The organism is Pseudomonas sp. GCM10022186 (assembly GCF_042656385.1).
Classification (GTDB): Bacteria; Pseudomonadota; Gammaproteobacteria; order Pseudomonadales; family Pseudomonadaceae; genus Metapseudomonas.
The window spans coordinates 28,956-49,703 of sequence record NZ_JBHSOU010000017.1; the positions used below are offsets into that span (position 1 = coordinate 28,956).

Here is a 20,748-nt window from a genome sequence, read left to right on the forward strand (position 1 = left end):
GCCATGAATTTCTCCCAGTTCTTCATCCAGCGGCCGATCTTCGCCGCCGTGCTATCGCTGCTGATCCTGATCGGCGGCGCCATCTCGCTGTTCCAGTTGCCCATCAGCGAGTACCCGGAAGTGGTGCCGCCGACCGTGGTGGTGCGCGCCAACTTCCCCGGCGCCAACCCCAAGGTGATCGGTGAAACCGTCGCCTCGCCGCTGGAACAGGCCATCGTCGGCGTGGAAGGCATGCTCTACATGTCCTCCCAGGCCACCAACGACGGCAAGCTGACCCTGACCATCACCTTCGCCCTGGGGACCGACCTGGACAACGCCCAGGTGCAGGTGCAGAACCGCGTGACCCGTACCGAGCCCAAGCTGCCGGAGGAAGTCACCCGGATCGGCATCACGGTCGACAAGGCCTCGCCCGACCTGACCATGGTCGTGCACCTGACCTCGCCGGATAACCGCTACGACATGCTCTACCTGTCCAACTACGCCGCGCTCAACGTCAAGGACGAGCTGGCGCGCCTGGACGGCGTAGGCGACGTGCAGCTGTTCGGCATGGGCGACTACTCCCTGCGCGTGTGGCTGGACCCGAACAAGGTGGCCTCGCGCAACCTGACCGCCACCGATGTGGTCAACGCCATCCGCGAGCAGAACCGCCAGGTGGCCGCGGGCGCCCTCGGCGCACCGCCGTCCAACGCCGGCAACAGCTTCCAGCTCTCGATCAACACCCAGGGCCGCCTGGTCACCGAGGAAGAATTCGAGAACATCATCATCCGCGCCGGCGACAACGGCGAGATCACTCGCCTGAAGGACATCGCCCGTATCGAGCTGGGTTCCAGCCAGTACGCCCTGCGCTCGCTGCTGAACAACCAGCCGGCGGTGGCCATTCCGGTATTCCAGCGCCCCGGTTCCAACGCGATCGAGATCTCCGATGCGGTCCGGGCGCGCATGGCCGAGCTGAAGCAGAACTTCCCCCAGGGCATGGACTACGAAATCGTCTATGACCCGACCATCTTCGTGCGCGGCTCCATCGAGGCGGTGGTGCACACCCTGCTCGAAGCCATCGTCCTGGTGGTGTTGGTAGTGATCCTGTTCCTGCAGACCTGGCGCGCCTCGATCATTCCGCTGGCCGCCGTGCCGGTGTCGCTGATCGGTACCTTCGCGGTGATGCACCTGTTCGGCTTCTCGCTCAACGCCCTGTCGCTGTTCGGCCTGGTGCTGGCTATCGGCATCGTGGTGGACGACGCCATCGTGGTGGTGGAAAACGTCGAGCGGAACATCGGCCTCGGCAAGTCGCCTGTAGAGGCCACCCGCCAGGCCATGAAGGAGGTGACCGGCCCGATCATCGCCACCGCCCTGGTGCTGTGCGCCGTGTTCGTCCCCACCGCCTTCATCTCCGGCCTCACCGGGCAGTTCTACCAGCAGTTCGCGCTGACCATCGCCATCTCCACGGTGATCTCGGCCTTCAACTCCCTGACCCTGTCGCCGGCCCTGGCCGCCGTGCTGCTGAAGGACCACCACGCGCCGAAGGACCGTTTCTCCCGCGTGCTCGACAAGTTGTTCGGCGGCTGGCTGTTCGGCCCCTTCAACCGCATGTTCGAGCGTGCCGGTGGCGGCTACGTCGGCACCGTACGCCGCGTGCTGCGCGGCAGCGGCATCGCCATGTTCATCTATGCGGGCCTGCTGGTGCTCGGCTACCTGGGCTTCTCCAGCACCCCGACCGGCTTCGTGCCGCAGCAGGACAAGCAGTACCTGGTAGCCTTCGCCCAGTTGCCGGACGCCGCGACCCTGGACCGCACCGAGGCGGTGATCAAGCGTATGTCCGAGATCGCCGCCAAGCACCCGGGCGTGGAGAACACCGTGGCCTTCCCGGGCCTGTCCATCAACGGTTTCACCAACAGCCCGAACAGCGGCATCGTGTTCACCCCGCTCAAGCCCTTCGACGAGCGCAAGGACCCGTCCATGTCCGCCGGTGCCATTGCCGCCGAGCTGAACAAGCAGTTCGCGGATATCCAGGACGCCTACATCGCGATCTTCCCGCCGCCCCCGGTACAGGGCCTCGGCACCATCGGCGGCTTCCGCCTGCAGATCGAGGACCGCGGCAACCTGGGCTACGAGGAACTGTACAAGCAGACCCAGAACATCATCGCCAAGGCGCGCCAGCTGCCGGAACTGAACCCCATGTCGGTGTTCACCAGCTACCAGGTCAACGTGCCCCAGGTGGATGCCGCCATCGACCGCGAAAAGGCCAAGACCCACGGCGTGGCCATCAGCGACATCTTCGACACCATGCAGGTGTACCTGGGTTCGCTGTACGCCAACGACTTCAACCGCTTCGGCCGCACCTACCAGGTCAACGTCCAGGCAGAGCAGCAATTCCGTCTGGAGCCCGAGCAGATCGGCCAGCTGAAGGTGCGCAACAACCGTGGCGAGATGATCCCGCTGTCCACCTTCGTCAAGATCGACAGCACCTCGGGCCCTGACCGCGTGATGCACTACAACGGCTTCATCACCGCCGAGATCAACGGCGCGGCCGCGCCGGGCTACAGCTCCGGCCAGGCCGAGGCGGCGATCGAAAAGCTGCTGAAGGAAGAGCTGCCCAACGGCATGACCTTCGAGTGGACCGACCTGACCTACCAGCAGATCCTCGCCGGCAATACCGCGGTGTTCATCTTCCCGCTCTGCGTGCTGCTGGCCTTCCTGGTGCTGGCCGCCCAGTACGAGAGCTGGAGCCTGCCGCTGGCGGTGATCCTGATCGTGCCGACCGTGCTGTTCTCCGCCATCACCGGGGTGATCCTGGCCGGCAGCGACAACAACATCTTCACCCAGATCGGCCTGATCGTACTGGTGGGCCTGGCGTGCAAGAACGCCATCCTCATCGTCGAGTTCGCCAAGGAGAAGCAGGAAGAAGGCCTGGACCGCATCGCAGCGGTACTGGAAGCCTGCCGCCTGCGCCTGCGCCCGATCCTGATGACCTCCATCGCCTTCATCATGGGCGTGGTGCCCCTGGTACTGTCCTCCGGTGCCGGCGCGGAAATGCGCCATGCCATGGGCGTGGCGGTGTTCAGCGGAATGATCGGCGTGACCTTCTTCGGCCTGCTGCTGACCCCGGTGTTCTATATCCTGATCCGCGGCTTCGTCGAAAAGCGCGAAGCCCGCAAGGCCGCCCACGGCCAGCAACCGAAGGAAGTACACGCATGATGCACAAGGCTTTCGCCCCCGCCCTGCTGGCCCTGGCGCTTTCCGCCTGTGCCGTGGGCCCGGACTACAAGGCCCCCGAGAGCGAGCCCGCGCGGCTCGCCTCGGCCGACGTCGCCAAGGTCGACCGCGCCCGCTTCGAGAGCCTCTGGTGGCAGCAGTTCGACGACCCGACCCTGAACCAGCTGGTGCAGCAGTCCCTCAAGGAAAACCGCGAGCTGCGCGTGGCCTTCGCCCGCCTGAAAGCCGCCCGCGCCATCCGCGACGACGTCGGCAACGACCAGTTGCCGGTGGTCACCGCCGGCGCCAGCGCCGAGATCGGCAAGGGCCAGCAGCCCGGCATCACCGAGGAGCGGGTCAACACCGAGCGTTACGACCTGGGCCTGAACATGGCCTGGGAGCTGGACCTGTTCGGCCGCATCCAGCGGCAGATCGAGGCCAGCGAAGCGGAAAGCGAGGCGGCGGCAGCCGACCTGCAGCAGTTGCAGGTCAGCCTGATCGCCGAGTTGGTGGACGCCTATGGCAACCTGCGCGGTGCCCAGTTGCGCGAACGCATCGCCCGCGAGAACCTGGAGAACCAGCGCGAATCCCAAGGCCTGACCGAGCAGCTGCGCGATGCCGGCGTCGGCAGCGAGCTGGACGTGCTGCGCGCCAATGGTCGCCTGGCCGCTACCGAGGCCAGCCTGCCGCAGCTGCAGGCCGAGGAGGCGCGCGCCCGCAACCGCATCGCCACCCTGCTCGGCCAGCGCCCGGAACAGCTCTCCGTGGACCTCTCGCCCAACCCGCTGCCGGTGATCGCCAAGGCCCTGCCCATCGGCGACCCTGCCGAGCTGCTGCGCCGGCGGCCGGACGTGCGCTCCGCCGAACGCCAGCTGGCCGCCGCCACCGCCAACGTCGGCGTGACCACCGCCGACCTGTTCCCGCGCGTAAGCCTGTCGGGCTTCCTCGGCTTCACCGCCGGCCGTGGTTCGCAGATCGGCTCATCGGCCGCGCGGGCCTGGGCGGTGGCGCCGACCATCAGTTGGGCGGCCTTCGACCTCGGCAGCGTGCGGGCCCGGATACGCGCCTCCGAAGCCGATGCCGAAGGTGCCCTGGCCAGCTACGAGCAGCAGGTGCTGCTGGCCCTGGAGGAATCGGAGAACGCCTTCAGCGACTACGGCAAGCGCCAGCAGCGGCTGGTGTCCCTGGTGCGCCAGTCGGAAGCCACCCGCGCCGCCGCCGAGCAGGCCGCCACCCGCTACCGCGAAGGCACGGTGGACTTCCTCGTGCTGCTGGACGCCGAACGCGAGCGCCTGGCCGCCGAAGACGCCCAGGCCCAGGCGGAAATCGAGGTCTATCGCGGCATCGTCGCCATCTACAAGGCCCTGGGCGGCGGCTGGCAGCCCCAGGCCTGACCTTCTCCTCCCGGCCCGACCGATTCGGTCGGCCATTTCGCCCCGCGGGCTTTCGCTCCTCGCCGCGGGGCTCTTTCCGGGTCCGTGGGGATTTCCGCGAAGGGTCGGCACAGCCGGCCGCGAGGCGCCCCGGACCACGTCAAGGATGGCAGCACCGAATTCGGAGTCTGCTCTGAATACCCCAACCCTTGATCTCGAAAGGAGACATAGCATGAAACCCCTTATCACCACCGCCACCCTTCTCGCCGTAGTCCTGTCCGCCGGTTCGGCCATGGCCTCGGGCGGCGGCGACCGCACCATCACCCGTTACGAAAAGCGTCTTGCCCAGGTCGAACATCAGAAGCGCCAGGCCCAGGAAGAAGTCGCGCAGCAGAAAGAACTCGCCGAAAAAGCGAAACGTGGCTGAGCAGCAGGGAGGGGTGGGTTCGCCTGCCCCTTCCTTCAAGCCCCAGTGTGTGTGAAGCCAAGGATAGCCATCACCTGCGCAGCGCCGCCCGTCACCGGCGCCATTGTCCGACTCGCGACATCCGGCTAGCGTCATGCCCAGCATTGACGAAGCCAGCCCCATGCCCACCGACGCCCAGATACTCGCTGCCATAGACGCCGCCTTCGGCGACTGTCCACGCCCCGAGCACTTCACCGACTACCGGCACTGCTGCGAATGCGCCGAGCATGACGAGCTGCTCTGCAGCCGTGACCGCAGTACCCTGCTGCATGCCGATGTGGGCAACGCCGGCTGGGATCCGATCTGTTTCTGCTCCGCCGAAGGCATCGCCTACTACATTCCAGCCCTTGCGCGTTTCGCCCTGGCCGAACCAGTGCCGGAGCTCGACTGGTACGGCTGGCAGCTGGTCTTCCATCTCGACTACGGCGGCGCGGAAAATCGGCTCTTCAGGCACTGCTCACCGGCCCAGCGCCAAGCCATGGCCGGGCTGCTGGCGCATTTGCTGGAAACCCGTACCGAACGCTTGGAAATGGACGCCGACAGTGCCCTGCGCGCCCATGGAGTCTGGGCTGGTTGAGCGGCCTTCAGGCCGCCGGGGCGCGACGGTTCCGGTCCTCGAGCTCCCGCTTGCGCCGCGCTACCAGGGTCTTGGCAGCCGTCATCTGGACGGGCCTGCCCAGGTAGGTGGGCAAATCACGGGAAACCCAGTCGACACCCGTGCCGTGCCAGACCGCCTCGCCCGCCTCCAGCTTCATGTCCCGTTGCAGTTCGCGAATCACCTGGCGCACGCGCTCGTCGCTGTACAGGGCCTCGTTGTCGATGGCTTTGCATACGGACTGGCGGTCCGCTCCTACCAGCGTCAGCAGCAGCGAACCGTCGGGCCGGGGCTTGATGATCACCTGGTGCTGCGGAAAGGCGTCATAGAGGGCAGTGAATGGCAGCTTCATCCGGGACACTCCTGTCAGGTTCTTGGGACTTAGTTCCTAGCAGCAGTCGTGCCCGAATCGATGCCCCCAGGCGAATCCCTTCTGAATCAGGCACCTGGAAAAGGAGTCCGCCACGGGTAGCGGGAGACTTGCACGATTGCCCGGCAAAGCGCCGTGCAAGCTGCACGAACCCCATGGGCAAGCGGCCCGCCGAGGGCTTTCCTACCGTCGTGCCCCTGTTGCCAGCGCGTCCGATTCCTGCGAAAAGGCTGCCCCCAATGACCATACTTGGCCGACCAACCCGGGAGCATGAGCCATGAGCGAAGAACTGCAGATCACCGACATCCAGCTGGGCGATGGCAAGGAGGTGGTCAAGGGCGCCCTGATCACCACTCACTATCGGGGCACCCTGGAAGACGGCACGGAGTTCGACTCTTCCTACGCCCGTGGCAAGCCGTTCCAGTGCGTGATCGGCACCAGGCGCGTGATCCGCGGCTGGGATATAGGCCTCATGGGCATGAAGGTGGGCGGCAAACGCAAGCTCTTCGTGCCGGCGCACCTGGCCTATGGCGAACGCCAGGTCGGCGACCATATCAAGCCCAACTCCAACCTGTTGTTCGAGATCGAGCTGCTGGAAGTCCTGACCCGTGACGATTGATCCGGACGGGCTGCCGCAGGCTTTTGGCCTGCGACCGCCGCCGGTACCGCACGAGAAGTAGAGACAACGCCCGGAGATTGTGTCCCCGGGCGCTCGCAGGGTAACCGCCCTGGCTGTCGGCAGGCTTTCAACCGGTGAAACCGCCTCCGCCTCGCAGGTTGCGGCCGAGCTGCGCAAAGCCCGTCGGGCGGCCCGTTGCAATCACCTACGACGCCAACCCTTCCGGCGCCGCCAGCACCTTGCGCGAACCTTTCGCTATCCGGCCCGGGGCAGGTATGGTTGCCCATCCGCTGCCAATCTCGAACAGGGAGTTCCCATGACCGATCTGTCGGCTTTCCCCATCACCCGCAAATGGCCCGCCACCCGGCCGGACGTGCTGCAGCTCTATTCCCTGCCGACGCCCAACGGCGTCAAGGTTTCCATCATGCTCGAGGAAACCGGCCTGCCCTACGAGCCGCACCTGGTGAGTTTCGACCGCGATGAGCAGATGTCGCCGGAATTCCTCTCCCTCAATCCGAACAACAAGATCCCGGCGATCATCGACCCCAACGGGCCCGACGGCCGGCCGCTGCCGCTGTTCGAGTCCGGCGCCATCCTCCTCTACCTGGCGGACAAGACCGGCCAGCTGATCCCGCAGGACGCCTCCGGCCGCTACGAATGCATCCAGTGGCTGATGTTCCAGATGGGTGGCATCGGCCCGATGTTCGGCCAGCTCGGCTTCTTCAACAAATTCGCCGGCAAGGACTACGAGGACAAGCGCCCCCGCGACCGTTACGTGCAGGAATCGGCGCGTCTGCTGGCGGTGCTCGACCAGCGCCTGGAAGGCCGCGCCTGGATCATGGGCGAGCGCTACAGCATCGCCGACATCGCCACGTTCCCCTGGGTGCGCAACCTGGTCGGTTTCTACGAAGCGGGCGAGCTGGTGCAATTCGAGCGCTTCACCCAGGTGAAGCGGGTGCTGGATGCCTTCCTTGAGCGCCCGGCGGTCATTCGCGGCCTGGGGATTCCGGAGCGGGATTGAGCTATCGGCCTGGCGGATGAACTCGCTCTCATTTGTAGGGGCGAATTCATTCGCCAAGGGACGCCCAGCGTCCCCCGGAAAGATCGCTGGGCAGATCTGCGATCTGCATGGCGATTGAAATCGCCTCCACAGAACGAACGCCACCTCACTTCCCGCGCAGCACCCTGGCCACCCTGAACTGCACCTCGTAGGCCGGCCCCTCCACACTGTCGGGATCCTCGGTGTAGCGCGTCGCGAACGCCTCCACACCCCACTCCCGAAACTGCCGCGCATGGGTCAGTTCATGGGCCCAGAGCGCCGTGTCGGCCGCGGCGCTCTCGGCGTCGCGGAAGACGATGATGTCGATCAGGGTCACCGCCTTGATATCCGGGTCATGCAGCATGGCACTGGCGGTGCCGAGTTCGCTGCTGTCGCCGACCCGGTAGCGCACCGCATCCAGCAGTGCGGCATCGAAATAAGGCGCCAGCTGGCGGCGGATGCCGGCCGGCATCGCCTCGACGCCGCCGGCCAGGGCATCGGCGCGGGACTGCACCAGCCATTGCTGCAAGGCATCGGCGGCCACCTGCGTCGCCTCGCCGGGCAGCGGACCGAGCACCTCGCGGGCGTCGGGCAGGCAGATGCAGGAGGTGACGCAGACTTCGTACTGCCCGGGCGGACAGCCATGGGCCGGGAAGCCCAGGCAACAGGCAGCCAGCGACATCGCAACCCGTGGAACCAGACTGGCCATAGGCCCCTCCCCTGCGTGCGCCGCCTCGCCTAGCTCAGACCCCGCGCCGGCGCCGATGACGCCAGCGATCCGCCGGACGGCCCCCGTATCAGGCCGATGCCCGGCTCTGCTAACGTGATGCGGGCCAAATCGCGGAAGGGAATTCATGTTCGCAATCATCCAGAACCACCCCCTGGTAACCGGCGTCGTCCTCTTGCTGCTCGACCTGCTGGCCTGGCGCCTCATCCCTTCCGCGCAACAGCCCTGGCGGGTGCTGATTCGCACCACGCTGTTCCTGCTGTTCAGCACGGTGATCATCGATGCCGGCCTGAATCCCCTGCAGCCGCCACCCTGGTCGGACAGCACGCTGAACCTGGTGGCCACGGCGCTGGAGATCGTCTGGTGGCTGTTCTGCGCCAGGACCCTGACCGTGGCGCTGGGCCTGCTGATGCCGCGCATCGGCCATGCCGGGCGATTGCTGCAGGACCTGCTCGGTGCGGTGATCTTCCTGGTCGCAGTGGTGGCCGCGGCGGCCTACGTGATGCAACTACCGGTGAAGGGCCTGCTGGCCACTTCCGGGGTCATGGCCATCGTCATCGGCCTGGCGCTGCAGAGCACCCTCAGCGACGTGTTCTCCGGCATCGTCCTGAACACCACCAAGCCCTACCAGCTGGATGACTGGATCGCCATCGACGGCACCGAAGGCAAGGTGGTGGAGATCGACTGGCGCGCCACCCATCTGCTCACCGGCCAGGGCAGCACGGTGGTGATCCCCAACTCGGTGGCCGCCAAGACCAAGGTGCACAACTTCAGCCGCCCCTACGACATCACGGGGGTGTCCATCAGCCTCAAGGTATCGACCCAGGTCCGCCCGCGCCGGGTCCTGGACGCCCTGGAGAGGACGGTGCAGGGCATCAGCGCCCTGCTCGCCACGCCCCGGCCCAAGGTGGCCATCAAGAGTTCGGACCTGGAGTCCATGGAGTATGAAGCCAGTGGCTTCATCCGCACCGGCGAGAACAAGACCGAGATCCGCAATCTCATGTACGACCTGGCGCACCGCCACCTGGAAGCCGCCGGCATCGCCTTCAGCAGTGGCGCGGCGCCGCAGCCCTGGTCGCGACCGCGCCTGCTGCTGGAGGAGGTGAAGATCTTCCGCGCCCTGAGCAGCGAGGAAAAGGACCAACTGAGCCAGCTCATGGCACCCCTGTCGTTTTCCGCAGGCCAGGTGGTGCTGGCCCTGGGCGAAGTCGCCGACAGCCTGCTGGTGATAGGTACCGGCGTGGTGTCGGCGGCGGTGCCGGACGGCGCCGGCATGGTCGAGGCCGGTCGCATGGGCCCGGGGGAAATCCTCGGCGAAGAAGGCATCGCCAACGACGCGCCATCCCACGCGCAATTCACCGCCCTCAGCTCCTGCGTGCTCTACCGCATCGAAAAGGACGCCATCCGCACCTGCCTGGACCAGCGCGTGGAAGTCCGCGCCGCCCTCACGCGGCTGCGCGCCTTCCGCGAGCAAGCCAGCCGCAACCTCTTGATGCAGAAACCCCAGGCGATCAAGAAAGGCGGCTTCCTCAGCTGGTTGCACAAGAAGCGATAGGGCTGCCGTTCGGCGGATTTCCTGACGAAAGCAATAATGGCATTTTTTTATGCTTTAATTGTTTTTGTAGGCTTGTCCGCAACCCGAGGAGCCCGTCATGAAACTCAGGACACTGGCTTTACTGCTGCTCGTCACGCTCACCCAACCCCTCTGGACCCAGGCCGCCCAGGAGCCGGCCAAGGCCACCGCCGACAACGCCGCGCTGACCACCCGCCTGGCCCTGCGCGATCTCTGGGTGGAACACATCTTCTGGGTCAGGAACTACGCCGTCGCCAACCAGGAAGGCCAGAAGAAGCAGGCCGAAGCGGCCGCCACCAGCGTGGTGAGCAATGCCAAGGCCATCGCCAACAGCATCGCCCCGCTCTATGGCCAGCCGGCGGCGGACCAGTTGCTGGAACTGCTGGGCGGACACTGGAGCGCCGTGAAGCATTACAGCGACGCCAGCGTGGCCAAGGATACCGACGGCAAGAAAGCAGCGGTAGGCGACCTGACCCGCAATGCCAAGGGCATCGCCAAGTTCCTTTCCAGTGCCAACCCCAACCTGCCGGAAGACGCCCTGCTCAACATGCTCAGTGCCCATGGCGGACACCACGTGGCGCAGGTCGATCAGTTGGGCAAAGGGGATTTCGCCGGTGAAGCCAGTACCTGGGAAGCCATGCGCAAACATATGCTGGTGCTGGCCGACACGCTCACGGCGGCGCTGGTCAAGCAGTTCCCGGACAAGTTCTGAAATCCGCCTGTCGAGGTAATTGAATGCTTCAAGGAATGGGAAGAACCCAGCAGGACCTGCTCGGCGCCCTGCTCTACCAGCCGGACGGCATGAGCATCGACGACCTGGCCAGCCAGCTGGCGGTGACCCGCACGGCGATCCGCCAGCACCTGGCCGCGCTGGAGCGCGACGGGCTGATCCTGCGGGGCGAAACGCGGCCCACCGGCCGCCGCCCCGAGCAGCTCTACCAGCTCAGCCCGCGCGGCCGGGAACTCTTCCCGCGCCAATACCAGTTGCTGGCGAACCTGCTGATCGGCGAGATCGCCAGCCTCATCGGCGAGGACGCCCTGCGGCGCCTGATGCGCGGTCTGGGCCAGAGGCTGGCCGCCGATCTGGAACGGGACAGCGTGGACGAAGGGCGCATCGCCGAGCACATGAACCAGGCCGGTTACGAGGCCGAAGTCTTCTTCCGCTCCGGCGGCGAACCGGAAATCGTCGCCCACAACTGCGTCTTCCACCATCTTGCCGCCGCCCATCCGGAAGTCTGCGAGCTGGACCTGGCGCTGATCGGCACCCTCGGCGGCGGTGAGGTGGAACACCTCGAATGCATGGTCCGCCAGGGCCAGGTCTGTCGCTTCCGGGTCGACCGCAAGCCCTAGGCGCTGGCGGATTTCCGCCCTCTGCGAGCGAAAAATCGACGCCTGATGGCGAACTTTCGCCACCCCGGGCCATCGCCGGTTCCACTGAGGCAAGGATTCTCCGGCTTCCGGCGATTCCGGCACGCCCCTTGCCTACGCACCGACCTTTTCGAGAAACGCAAAGGGACGGTCCCATGAAAAAACTCCTCCTAGGGCTCCTCTGCCTCACTGTGCTCGGCTGTGCCAGGCACGAAGAGCCGGAGAAGTCGGTCGACGTGCTGCTGATCGGCGCAGGCATCATGAGCGCCAGCCTCGGCACCTATCTCCATGAGCTGGAGCCGGACTGGACCATCGACATCTACGAACGCCTGGACCAGGTCGCCGCGGAAAGCTCCAACCCCTGGAACAACGCCGGCACCGGCCACTCCGCCTTCTGCGAGCTGAACTACACCCCGGAAACCGCCGATGGCGGCATCGATATCGGCAAGGCGGTGGCGATCAACGAGTCCTTCGAGATCTCCAAGCAGTTCTGGGCCTACCAGGTCGAGCGCAATGTGCTGAGCAACCCGAAGTCCTTCATCAATGGCGTGCCGCACATGAGCTTCGTCTGGGGCGACGACAACATCGCCTTCCTCAGGAAGCGCCACGCCGCCCTGCAGCACAGCTCGCTGTTCCGGGGCATGGAATACTCCGAGGACCATGAGCAGATCAGCAAGTGGGTCCCGCTGGTCATGGCAGGCCGCCCGGCCGACCAGAAAGTGGCCGCCACCCGCATGGCCATCGGCACCGACGTGAACTTCGGCGAGATCACCCGCCAGCTGATCGGCGCCCTGACCCGCAGCGACAAGGTCAAGCTGAGCCTCGAGCACGAAGTACGGGATATCCAGCGCAACGACGACGGCAGCTGGACCGTGACCGTGGCCGACCTCGGCAACGGCGGAGCGGAAACCAGCGTGAAGGCGAAATTCGTCTTCATCGGCGCCGGCGGTGGCGCCCTCAAGCTGCTGCAGAAATCCGGCATCCCGGAAGCCGAGGGTTACGCCGGCTTCCCGGTGGGCGGCCAGTTCCTGGTCACCCGCAACCCCGAGGTGGTGGCCCAGCACCAGGCCAAGCTCTACGGCAAGGCGTCCGTGGGCTCCCCGCCCATGTCCGTGCCGCACCTGGACACCCGCGTGATCGATGGCCAGAAGGTGCTGCTGTTCGGCCCCTTCGCCACCTTCTCCACCAAGTTCCTGAAGAACGGCTCGCTGCTGGACATGTTCAGCGCACTGACCACCGACAACCTCGGCCCGATGACCCATGCCGGCCTGGATAACATGCCGCTCAGCACCTACCTCATGGGCCAGCTGATGCTGAGCCAGGCCGACCGCATGCACGAGCTGCGCGAGTACTTCCCGCAGGCCAAGGACGAGGACTGGGAGCTGCTGACCGCCGGCCAGCGCGTGCAGGTGATCAAGAAGGACGCCGACAAGGGCGGCATCCTGCAGTTCGGCACCGAGGTCGTCAGCTCCGCCGACGGCAGCATCGCCGCCCTGCTCGGCGCTTCGCCGGGCGCGTCCACCGCCGCGCCGATCATGCTCAGCGTCCTGGAGAAGACCTTCAAGGACAAGGTCCGGAGCCCCGAGTGGCAGGCCAGGCTGAAGGAGATCATCCCCTCCTACGGCCGCAAGCTGAACGACGACCTGGAGCTGACCAACCAGGTCCGCGCCTGGAGCAGCGAGCGCCTGCAGCTGGAGTACATCCCCGTCCTGCCGGAAGTGGCCGCGCAGTAAGCACCGGCGCCCTGGGGCCCCGTAGGGTGGACAGCGCTTTTCTGTCCACCAGGCGGAATCGAACCAGGGCACCGAGTCGGCCCCGAACGGTGGAAATCGCTTCGCGATTTCCACCCTCCGACTTCATGCCAGCGCTTTCCCCGACCGGACATTCCCCTCACGAACCCAACATTTTCCCGAGGTTTTTTTCACGAAAGTTTGATACCGGCGTTCCTATCCTCGGCGCCCTATCCTTGAGGGATAGGTACTCCAACAGGGAGCCGCCTGGTTCATGTTCAAACGCATTTCGGTTCGTCCTGAAAGCCTCACCCTCCTGACCAGCCTGCTGCTGCTCTCGCTGTACAACGTACCGCTCTGGCAACACCTCTCGTCCATAGTCCCGGCGGATGCCGGCGGCCTGGGAATGCGCCTGGCCTTCGGCCTGATGGTGCTCGCCGTGTTCAACTTCGTCCTGGTGCTGGTGTCCTTCCGCTGGGTGTTCAAGCCGGTCCTGGTCGTCCTGTTCCTGGCCAGCTCCTGCGTCGCCTACTTCATGAGCCAGTATGGCGTGCTGATCGACGCCAACATGTTGCGCAACGTCGCCGAAACCGACGTCAACGAAGTGCGCGACCTGCTTTCCTTCAAGCTGCTGCTGTTCGTCCTGCTGCTGGGCGTGCTGCCCAGCTGGCTGCTGTGGAAGCTGCCGGTCCGGCACCAGCCGCTGCGCCGCGAACTGCTCGGCAAGCTCGCGCTCGCCATCGGTTCGGTGGCCGTGCTCGGCGTGGTGGCCCTGGCCAACTACCAGGGCCTGGCCTCACTGTTCCGCAACCATCATGAGCTGCGCCTGCTGGTGGTGCCCAGCAACTACCTGAACGCCTCCTATGGCTATGTGCGCGAGCAGCTGGCGGTGGCCAAGGCGCCGCTGCGGCAGATCGGCCTGGACGCCCGCAAGGCCCCGGCCTGGCAAGGCCACCAGCGCAAGTCGCTGACCGTGCTGGTGATCGGCGAAAGCGCGCGGGCGGAGAACTTCGGCATCCTCGGCTACCCGCGCGATACCACGCCCCTGCTCAAGGCCCAGCCCGGCATCCTCGCCTTCGCCAATGTGCGTTCCTGCGGCACCGAGACCGCCGTCTCGGTGCCCTGCATGTTCTCCAACATGGGCCGCGCCGACTACGACGCCGCCCGCGCCCGCAGCCAGGAGGGCCTGCTGGATGTACTGGAACATGCCGGCCTCTCGGTGAGCTGGCGCGACAACCAGTCCGGTTGCAAGGGCACGTGCGACCGGGTCGCCCAGGAGGACCTCAGTCACCGCAAGGACCCCGTACTGTGCAGTGGCGGCGAATGTCACGACGAGATCCTGCTGAAAGACCTGCAGAGCTATATCGACCAGATCGAGGATGACTCGGTGCTGGTCCTGCACCAGATGGGCAGCCACGGTCCGGATTACGCCAAGCGCTATCCCGAGCGCTTCGAGAAATTCACCCCGGTGTGCACCAGCAACGCCCTGAACGACTGCAGCCGCGAGAGCATCGTCAATGCCTACGACAACAGCCTGGCATACACCGACTACGTGCTGTCGAGCCTCATCGACATCCTGCGCCGGAACCAGGACAAGCTGGACACCGCCATGCTCTACATCGCCGACCACGGCGAATCCCTGGGCGAGTACAACCTCTTCCTCCACGGCACGCCCTACCTGCTCGCCCCGGATCAGCAGAAGCACGTGGCCATGCTCGGCTGGTTCTCCGACAGCTACCGGCAGGACTTCGCCCTCGACACCGGCTGCCTGGCGCGGGAGCGCGACACACCGCTCAGCCAGGACAACTTCTTCCACTCGGTGCTGGGCCTGCTCCAGGTGCAGACCGAGGAATACAAGGACGGCCTGGACCTGTTCGCCCGCTGCCGCGCCCCGGGTCCGGCAATGGCCGGGCGCAATCACCTGCGCTCGCCGCAGACCATTGTCGAGACCGCACCGGGGCGTTACCTGGTGGCCGAGCAGGGCCGCAATCGGGTGCTCGAGCTGGAACGAGCGGTTGCCGAGCCATGATTCAGGCCATTTCGCGCTCCTTGAAACATCACCACACAATTTTCACATTTGTCGCGTTAGGTTAGCCCCACGACCGGTGGTCGGTCCGGTTGGGAGGGAACGGGGCCGGCAATGCGGTGAGGACGCTGGGCGTATAGAGAAAAAACAACAAACAGGCGCTGAATGAAGATCACCATTTTCGGAACCGGCTATGTCGGCCTGACCCAGGCAGCCTGCCTGGCAGAAGTAGGTCACTCGGTCTGCTGTGTCGACGTCGACGAGCGCCGGATCGCGCAACTCAGCCAGGGCCACTCGCCCATTCACGAGCCAGGCCTGGACGCCCTGCTCCAGGGCAATCTCGCCGCGGGTCGCTTGCGCTTCACCACCGAGGCCGCCGAAGGCGTGGCCTACGCGCGGGTCATTTTCATCGCCGTGGGCACGCCGCCCGACGAAGACGGCAGCGCGGACATGCAGTACGTGTTCGCCGTGGTCGACAGCATCGCCAGCCAGGCCACCGAGGCCAAGGTGGTGATCAACAAGTCCACCTCCCCCGTCGGCACCGTGCAACGCATCAAGCGCCGCCTGGACGATGCCCTGGCGAGCCGGGGCCGCGCCCTGGAGATGCAGGTGGTGTCCAATCCCGAGTTCCTCAAGGAAGGCTCGGCGGTGGAGGACTGCATGCGCCCGGAGCGCATCATCATCGGCCTGGACGGCGACCGCTCCGACATCGACCTGTTCCGCGAGCTGTACAAGCCCTTCAGCCGCAACCACGAGAAGCTGATGGTGATGGACAGCCGCAGCGCCGAGCTGACCAAGTACGCGGCCAACAGCATGCTCGCCACCAAGATCTCCTTCATCAACGAGATGGCCAACCTGGCCGAGCGCCTGGGCGCCGATATCGAGATGGTGCGCAAGGGCATCGGCTCCGACTCGCGCATCGGCTACGACTTCATCTATGCCGGCTGCGGCTACGGCGGCTCCTGTTTCCCCAAGGACATCCAGGCCCTGCAGCGCACCGCGGAGGAAGTCGGCTATCGCCCGCAGCTGCTGGAAGCGGTGGAGTCGGTGAACCTCCGGCAGAAGCACAAGGTCTTCGAGAACATCCACCGCCACTACAACGGCGACCTCAGCGGCAAGACCTTCGCCCTCTGGGGACTGTCCTTCAAACCCAATACCGATGACATGCGCGAGGCCCCCAGCCGCGTGCTGCTGGAGGCCCTCTGGGCGGCCGGTGCGCGGGTCCGCGCCTTCGACCCCGAGGCCATGCCGGAGGCCCGGCGCATCTATGGCGAGCGCGGCGACCTGCACCTGGCCGACTCCAAGGAAGCGGCCCTGGACGACGCCCACGCCCTGGTGATCCTCACCGAGTGGCTGAACTTCCGCGTCGCCGACTTCGGCCTGATCCGCCGGCGCCTGGGCGACAAGGTGGTCTTCGACGGCCGCAACATCTTCGAGCCGGCGCACCTGGTCCGCGAGGGCCTGGCCTACTACCCCATAGGCCGGGCCGCGGTGGGAGTGAGCCGACCATGAAATTCCTGGTCACCGGAGCCGCCGGCTTCATCGGCTTCCACACCGCCATGCGCCTCTGCCAAACGGGGCACCAGGTGGTGGGCATCGACAACCTCAACCACTACTACAGCGTCGAACTCAAGCTCGCCCGGCTGGAACAGCTGCGGGCGCTGCCCGGCTTCGCCTTTCTCAAGCTGGACATCGCCGACCGCGAAGCGATGCAGGCGCTGTTCCGCGAGCAGCGCTTCGAGCGGGTCATCCACCTCGCCGCCCAGGCCGGCGTGCGCTATTCCCTGGAGAACCCCCACGCCTACGCCGACGCCAACCTGAGCGGCTTCGTGAACCTGCTGGAAGGCTGCCGCCAGGCCAGGGTCAAGCACCTGGTCTACGCCTCCAGCAGTTCGGTGTACGGCATGAACAGCAAGGTGCCCTTCTCCACCGAGGACGCCGTGGACCATCCGGTTTCGCTCTACGCCGCCACCAAGCGCGCCAACGAACTGATGGCCCATGCCTATGCCCACCTCTACGGCATCCCCACCACCGGCCTGCGCTTTTTCACCGTGTACGGCCCCTGGGGCCGCCCGGACATGGCGCCGTTCAAGTTCACCAGGGCAATCCTGGAAGGCGAGCCGATCGACGTATACAACGGCGGTGACATGTCCCGGGACTTCACCTACATCGACGACGTGGTCGAAGGAATAGTCCGCATCCAGGACATTCCCCCGCCCTACGCCGATGAGCCGGACGCCGCCAGGAACGGGCCGCCGGCCAGGCTGTTCAACATCGGCCTGGGCTCGCCCGTGCGGCTGCTGGATTTCGTCGGCTGCATCGAGTCCGCCACCGGTGTGCAGGCGATCAAGCGGATGAAGCCCATGCAACCGGGCGACGTGCCGCAGACCTGGGCCGATGCCAGCGCCCTGGCCAGGCGCACCGGCTTCCGCCCCGTCACACCACTGGACGAGGGCGTCGCGCGCTTCGTCGACTGGTACCGCGCCTTTTACGGGGTGCGCCCATGATGCCCTTGCGCGCGGTGATCAAGGGCCTCGGGCTGATCCTCAGCCTGGCGCTGGTCGGCTACCTGTTCGACAGCAGCGACCTGGGCAATGCCGTGAACGAGGCCTGGGTCGATGCGCATATCCGTGGCCACGGCCTCGAAGGCACCCTGCTGTTCCTCGCCATGGGCGCGCTGTTCACCGCCGTCGGCCTGCCCCGGCAGATCATCGCCTTCCTCGCCGGCTACGCCTTCGGCCTGGTCCCGGGCACCCTGATCGGCACCCTGGCGGCCTTGCTGGGCTGCCTCATGACCTTCATCTACGCCCGCTCCTTCGGCAGGAGCCTGCTGCGCGAGCGACTCGGCAAGCGCGCCGCGCGCTTCGACCGCTTCATCCACGCGCATCCCTTTTCCATGACCTTGCTGATCCGCCTCCTGCCGGTGGGCAGCAATCTGCTGACCAACCTCGCCGCCGGAATTTCCAGCGTACGCATGGCGCCCTTCCTGGCCGCCAGCTTCGTCGGCTTCCTGCCGCAGACCCTGGTGTTCGCCCTGGTGGGCAGCGGCATCACGGTCGCGCCGACGCTGCGGATCGGCATGGCCACGGTGCTGTTCCTGCTGTCCGGGATGCTCGGCGCCTACCTCTACCACCGCCATCGCCACGGCCTCGGCATCGACGACAAGGTCGATGCGGCCCTGGGCGAGGCAGAGTGATGCCGATGCGCGAGCGATCCCTGCTGTCGTCCGCCTGCAATCCGGGGCAGCCACACTGGCCCGCGCGATGCCGTAGCCACCAATTGACCCAATCCCCCCATTGATGGATCCAGAATGTCGAACAGGCCCTACCTATCCGTACTGATCCCGGCCAAGAACGAAGCCGAGAACCTGCCCGCGCTGCTGGAGGAAATCCGCCGGGCGCTCGCCGGAGAAGACTTCGAAGTGATAGTGGTCGACGACGGCAGCACCGATAACACCGCCGCGCGGCTGCTCGCCATCAGGCGCGCCGGCTATGCACAGCTGCGCATCCTCAGCCACGACCGCTCGCTGGGCCAGAGCACCTCCATCTACCACGCGGCGCAGGCCGCCGAAGGCACCTGGCTGGCCACCCTCGACGGCGATGGGCAGAACGACCCGGCGGACATCCCCGGCATGCTGGCCATCGTTCGCGCGCCGGAAGCGCCGATCAACCTCAAGCTGATCGCCGGCCACCGGGTCAACCGCCGCGACACCGCCAGCAAGCGCTGGGCCTCGCGTTTCGCCAACCGCCTGCGCGGCCGCCTGCTCAAGGACAACACCCCGGACACCGGTTGCGGCCTCAAGCTCATCGAGCGCGACGCCTTCCTGCGCCTGCCCTACTTCGACCACATGCACCGCTTCATTCCGGCACTGATCCAGCGCCACCAGGGCGGCATGCTGGTGCACCCGGTGAACCACCGCCCGCGCAGCGCCGGCGTGTCCAAGTACGGCAACCTGGATCGCGCGCTGGTGGGCATCCTCGACCTGTTCGGCGTGTGGTGGCTGATCCGCCGCACCCGCTTCAACGCCAGCCCCCGCGAACTGGAGGGCTGAACATGGGCCGGATCTCGCCAGCCGTAGGCGGAAGCGCCGAGCCCATGCGCCTGATCAGCTCCCAGCGCGCCCCGCTGCTGCTCCTGCTGTTGCTCGCCGCGGCGATGATCAGCGCGGGTCTCGGCATGCGCCATCCGTCCAACGTGGACGAGGAGCGCTTCCTCGGCGTGGCCCTGGAAATGCTCCAGGGCGGCGATTGGCTGATTCCCCATCGCGCCGGCGAGATCTACCCGGACAAGCCGCCACTGTTCATGTGGGCCATCGCCCTGCTGATCCGGCTCGGCGTCGCGCCGACCATCGCCCTGTTCCTGCCCGCGCTGCTGGCCGGCATGCTGGCCACCGCCTGCCTGTACGACCTGGGCACGCGCCTGTGGAACCGCCGGGTGGGCATGATCGCCGGCCTGCTGTTCCTCGCCACCTACCAGACCTACAGTATCCAGCGCGCCGGGCAGATCGACGGTTTCCTCCTGCTCTGGACCGCCCTCGGCCTCTACGGCATGGTCCGCCACCTGCTGCTCGGCCCGGCCTGGAGGTGGTTCTATGTCGCCTGCGCCGCCATGGGCCTGGGCATCATCAGCAAGGGCGTGGGCTTCCTCCCGGCGCTGATGCTCATCCCCTACGCGTTCGCCGTCCGCCGTGGCTGGAGCGGCGTGGCGCGAATGCCCGGCGAAGGCCGCGCCTGGCTCCTCGGCCTGGTGGTGGCGCTGGCGGCCATCGGCATCTGGCTGCTGCCGCTGATCATCAAGGTGACGCTGTTCGGCGACGAGGCCAGCCGCGCCTACCTCGACGAGATACTCCTGCGCCAGACCGCGCATCGCTACGCCAATGCCTGGCACCATCGCGAGCCCTTCTGGTTCTTCTTCAGCAACGTGATCCCCAAGTATTGGCTCCCCCTGGTGCTGGCCCTGCCCTGGATGGTGCCGGCCTGGCGTCGCCAGCTGGCCAAGCACGACGGCCGCTACCTGGTGCTGCTCGGCTGGGTGATATTGGTGCTGTTGTTCTTCAGTCTCAGCAGCGGCAAGCGCAAACTGTACATCTACCCCGCCCTGCCCGGGCTGGTGCTGGCCATGGCGCCGCTGGTGCCCTGGCTGTTGCGCCGCTGGTTCGCCCAGCGCCCGCGCGGGCGGAAGATCTTCATCGGCCTGGCGCTGTTCTGGTTCTTCGCCTGGTTCGCCCGCGGCTTCGTCGAGCCGATCAAGGAGGGGGTCAACCCGCGCCAGACCCTGATGGAGGACGTGGCCGAGGCCACCAACGGCGTCGAGCTGATGCTCACCCATTGGCGCGAAGGCCACTGGCTCTATGCCCGCCAGCCGCTGGTGCACTTCGGTGTGGTCGCGCCGCAGCAGACGGAAAAGGCTGCGCAATGGCTGCGCAGCCACCCCGGCAACTACGCGCTGATCCGCCCCGAGGAGCTGCCGCGCTGCTTCTTGCCTGACAAGGCGAAACGAATCGGGGATGGCGACGACGAAGACTGGTACCTGGTGCAGGCCGACGCCGACAACGGCCAGTGCCGCGACGCCACCGCCACCCCACAGCAGCCTTATCGCTTCGCCTGGAAGCAGCCGCTCGACTGATGCCCGGATGGCCGCCACGAACTCCGCTGGATGCGGGGTTCGGCGGCA

The 20,748-nt window shown here is 66.4% G+C and carries 18 protein-coding genes; 16 read left to right on the forward strand and 2 right to left on the reverse strand.

All coding sequences use genetic code 11. The features are described from left to right. Nucleotides 1-3 precede the first annotated feature (3 nt). The 4 genes from ACFPU0_RS09830 to ACFPU0_RS09845 all read left to right on the forward strand — a co-directional run bounded on the left by ACFPU0_RS09830 (nt 4) and on the right by ACFPU0_RS09845 (nt 5,605). Nucleotides 4-3,192: an efflux RND transporter permease subunit gene (locus ACFPU0_RS09830; protein WP_377692751.1), complete on the forward strand. Its 3,189-nt coding sequence runs from the start codon at nt 4-6 to the stop codon at nt 3,190-3,192. Next, nucleotides 3,189-4,583, forward strand: coding sequence for an efflux transporter outer membrane subunit (locus ACFPU0_RS09835; protein ID WP_377692753.1), 1,395 nt, complete (start codon nt 3,189-3,191; stop codon nt 4,581-4,583). Before ACFPU0_RS09830 ends, ACFPU0_RS09835 begins: the two co-directional genes overlap by 4 nt. A 211-nt stretch (nt 4,584-4,794) precedes the next feature. Next, nucleotides 4,795-4,989, forward strand: coding sequence for a hypothetical protein (locus ACFPU0_RS09840; protein WP_377692755.1), 195 nt, complete (start codon nt 4,795-4,797; stop codon nt 4,987-4,989). 133 nt (nt 4,990-5,122) lie between these two features. Beyond that, nucleotides 5,123-5,605 (forward strand): hypothetical protein, encoded by a 483-nt coding sequence (locus ACFPU0_RS09845; RefSeq protein ID WP_377692756.1) that lies wholly within the window; start codon nt 5,123-5,125, stop codon nt 5,603-5,605. Nucleotides 5,606-5,612: 7 nt separating this feature from the next. Here the strand turns inward: ACFPU0_RS09845 and ACFPU0_RS09850 are convergent, their stop codons facing one another. After that, nucleotides 5,613-5,975: a DUF3509 domain-containing protein gene (locus tag ACFPU0_RS09850; RefSeq protein ID WP_377692757.1), complete on the reverse strand. Its 363-nt coding sequence runs from the start codon at nt 5,973-5,975 to the stop codon at nt 5,613-5,615. Between the two features lie 295 nt (nt 5,976-6,270). Here ACFPU0_RS09850 and ACFPU0_RS09855 point away from each other — a divergent pair, with 295 nt between their 5' ends. Both ACFPU0_RS09855 and ACFPU0_RS09860 read left to right on the forward strand, forming a co-directional pair. Continuing rightward, entirely contained in the window at nt 6,271-6,612 is a 342-nt protein-coding gene (locus ACFPU0_RS09855; protein ID WP_377692758.1) for an FKBP-type peptidyl-prolyl cis-trans isomerase, read from the forward strand. 316 nt (nt 6,613-6,928) lie between these two features. Next, the gene (locus tag ACFPU0_RS09860) at nt 6,929-7,633 is read left to right on the forward strand and encodes a glutathione S-transferase N-terminal domain-containing protein (protein ID WP_377692760.1); all 705 of its coding nucleotides are present in this window, start codon (nt 6,929-6,931) and stop codon (nt 7,631-7,633) included. A gap of 145 nt (nt 7,634-7,778) precedes the next feature. On the opposite strand, the gene ACFPU0_RS09865 is transcribed toward ACFPU0_RS09860, so the two are convergent. Then, nucleotides 7,779-8,360 carry a DUF4157 domain-containing protein gene (locus tag ACFPU0_RS09865; protein WP_377692762.1) on the reverse strand — a complete coding sequence of 194 codons (582 nt, stop codon included), beginning with the start codon at nt 8,358-8,360 and terminating at the stop codon, nt 7,779-7,781. A 145-nt stretch (nt 8,361-8,505) separates the two neighbouring features. On the opposite strand from ACFPU0_RS09865, the gene ACFPU0_RS09870 reads away from it, so the two are divergent. The 10 genes from ACFPU0_RS09870 to ACFPU0_RS09915 all read left to right on the forward strand — a co-directional run bounded on the left by ACFPU0_RS09870 (nt 8,506) and on the right by ACFPU0_RS09915 (nt 20,700). After that, nucleotides 8,506-9,933, forward strand: a complete 1,428-nt coding sequence (locus tag ACFPU0_RS09870; protein WP_377692764.1) for a mechanosensitive ion channel domain-containing protein — start codon at nt 8,506-8,508, stop codon at nt 9,931-9,933. 97 nt (nt 9,934-10,030) lie between these two features. After that, entirely contained in the window at nt 10,031-10,663 is a 633-nt protein-coding gene (locus ACFPU0_RS09875) for a hypothetical protein (RefSeq protein WP_377692766.1), read from the forward strand. Between the two features lie 23 nt (nt 10,664-10,686). Further along, nucleotides 10,687-11,301, forward strand: a complete 615-nt coding sequence (locus ACFPU0_RS09880) for a helix-turn-helix transcriptional regulator (RefSeq protein WP_377692767.1) — start codon at nt 10,687-10,689, stop codon at nt 11,299-11,301. A 173-nt stretch (nt 11,302-11,474) separates the two neighbouring features. Beyond that, on the forward strand, nt 11,475-13,052 hold the full coding sequence (locus ACFPU0_RS09885; RefSeq protein ID WP_377692768.1) for a malate:quinone oxidoreductase: 1,578 nt from the start codon (nt 11,475-11,477) through the stop codon (nt 13,050-13,052). 271 nt (nt 13,053-13,323) lie between these two features. Then, nucleotides 13,324-15,078 carry a phosphoethanolamine transferase gene (locus ACFPU0_RS09890; RefSeq protein ID WP_377692769.1) on the forward strand — a complete coding sequence of 585 codons (1,755 nt, stop codon included), beginning with the start codon at nt 13,324-13,326 and terminating at the stop codon, nt 15,076-15,078. 162 nt (nt 15,079-15,240) lie between these two features. Continuing rightward, on the forward strand, nt 15,241-16,587 hold the full coding sequence (locus ACFPU0_RS09895) for a UDP-glucose dehydrogenase family protein (protein ID WP_377692770.1): 1,347 nt from the start codon (nt 15,241-15,243) through the stop codon (nt 16,585-16,587). Then, entirely contained in the window at nt 16,584-17,582 is a 999-nt protein-coding gene (locus ACFPU0_RS09900; protein ID WP_377692771.1) for an NAD-dependent epimerase, read from the forward strand. Before ACFPU0_RS09895 ends, ACFPU0_RS09900 begins: the two co-directional genes overlap by 4 nt. Further along, nucleotides 17,579-18,271, forward strand: coding sequence for a TVP38/TMEM64 family protein (locus ACFPU0_RS09905; protein ID WP_377692772.1), 693 nt, complete (start codon nt 17,579-17,581; stop codon nt 18,269-18,271). The genes ACFPU0_RS09900 and ACFPU0_RS09905 overlap by 4 nt, the downstream gene beginning before the upstream one ends. 114 nt (nt 18,272-18,385) lie before the next feature. After that, on the forward strand, nt 18,386-19,126 hold the full coding sequence (locus tag ACFPU0_RS09910; protein WP_377692773.1) for a glycosyltransferase family 2 protein: 741 nt from the start codon (nt 18,386-18,388) through the stop codon (nt 19,124-19,126). Nucleotides 19,127-19,170: 44 nt separating this feature from the next. Continuing rightward, entirely contained in the window at nt 19,171-20,700 is a 1,530-nt protein-coding gene (locus ACFPU0_RS09915; RefSeq protein ID WP_377692774.1) for an ArnT family glycosyltransferase, read from the forward strand. Nucleotides 20,701-20,748 lie beyond the last annotated feature (48 nt).

Bases quoted from the DNA above. Each gene is read 5' to 3' on its own strand.
- ACFPU0_RS09880 (WP_377692767.1), top strand. From the start codon at position 10,687: ATGCTTCAAGGAATGGGAAGAACCCAGCAGGACCTGCTCGGCGCCCTG.
- ACFPU0_RS09875 (WP_377692766.1), top strand. From the start codon at position 10,031: ATGAAACTCAGGACACTGGCTTTACTGCTGCTCGTCACGCTCACCCAA.
- ACFPU0_RS09860 (WP_377692760.1), top strand. From the start codon at position 6,929: ATGACCGATCTGTCGGCTTTCCCCATCACCCGCAAATGGCCCGCCACC.
- ACFPU0_RS09900 (WP_377692771.1), top strand. From the start codon at position 16,584: ATGAAATTCCTGGTCACCGGAGCCGCCGGCTTCATCGGCTTCCACACC.
- ACFPU0_RS09915 (WP_377692774.1), top strand. From the start codon at position 19,171: ATGCGCCTGATCAGCTCCCAGCGCGCCCCGCTGCTGCTCCTGCTGTTG.
- ACFPU0_RS09895 (WP_377692770.1), top strand. From the start codon at position 15,241: ATGAAGATCACCATTTTCGGAACCGGCTATGTCGGCCTGACCCAGGCA.
- ACFPU0_RS09890 (WP_377692769.1), top strand. From the start codon at position 13,324: ATGTTCAAACGCATTTCGGTTCGTCCTGAAAGCCTCACCCTCCTGACC.
- ACFPU0_RS09835 (WP_377692753.1), top strand. From the start codon at position 3,189: ATGATGCACAAGGCTTTCGCCCCCGCCCTGCTGGCCCTGGCGCTTTCC.
- ACFPU0_RS09850 (WP_377692757.1), bottom strand. From the start codon at position 5,975: ATGAAGCTGCCATTCACTGCCCTCTATGACGCCTTTCCGCAGCACCAG.
- ACFPU0_RS09870 (WP_377692764.1), top strand. From the start codon at position 8,506: ATGTTCGCAATCATCCAGAACCACCCCCTGGTAACCGGCGTCGTCCTC.
- ACFPU0_RS09910 (WP_377692773.1), top strand. From the start codon at position 18,386: ATGTCGAACAGGCCCTACCTATCCGTACTGATCCCGGCCAAGAACGAA.
- ACFPU0_RS09885 (WP_377692768.1), top strand. From the start codon at position 11,475: ATGAAAAAACTCCTCCTAGGGCTCCTCTGCCTCACTGTGCTCGGCTGT.
- ACFPU0_RS09830 (WP_377692751.1), top strand. From the start codon at position 4: ATGAATTTCTCCCAGTTCTTCATCCAGCGGCCGATCTTCGCCGCCGTG.
- ACFPU0_RS09855 (WP_377692758.1), top strand. From the start codon at position 6,271: ATGAGCGAAGAACTGCAGATCACCGACATCCAGCTGGGCGATGGCAAG.
- ACFPU0_RS09845 (WP_377692756.1), top strand. From the start codon at position 5,123: ATGCCCAGCATTGACGAAGCCAGCCCCATGCCCACCGACGCCCAGATA.
- ACFPU0_RS09840 (WP_377692755.1), top strand. From the start codon at position 4,795: ATGAAACCCCTTATCACCACCGCCACCCTTCTCGCCGTAGTCCTGTCC.
- ACFPU0_RS09905 (WP_377692772.1), top strand. From the start codon at position 17,579: ATGATGCCCTTGCGCGCGGTGATCAAGGGCCTCGGGCTGATCCTCAGC.
- ACFPU0_RS09865 (WP_377692762.1), bottom strand. From the start codon at position 8,360: ATGGCCAGTCTGGTTCCACGGGTTGCGATGTCGCTGGCTGCCTGTTGC.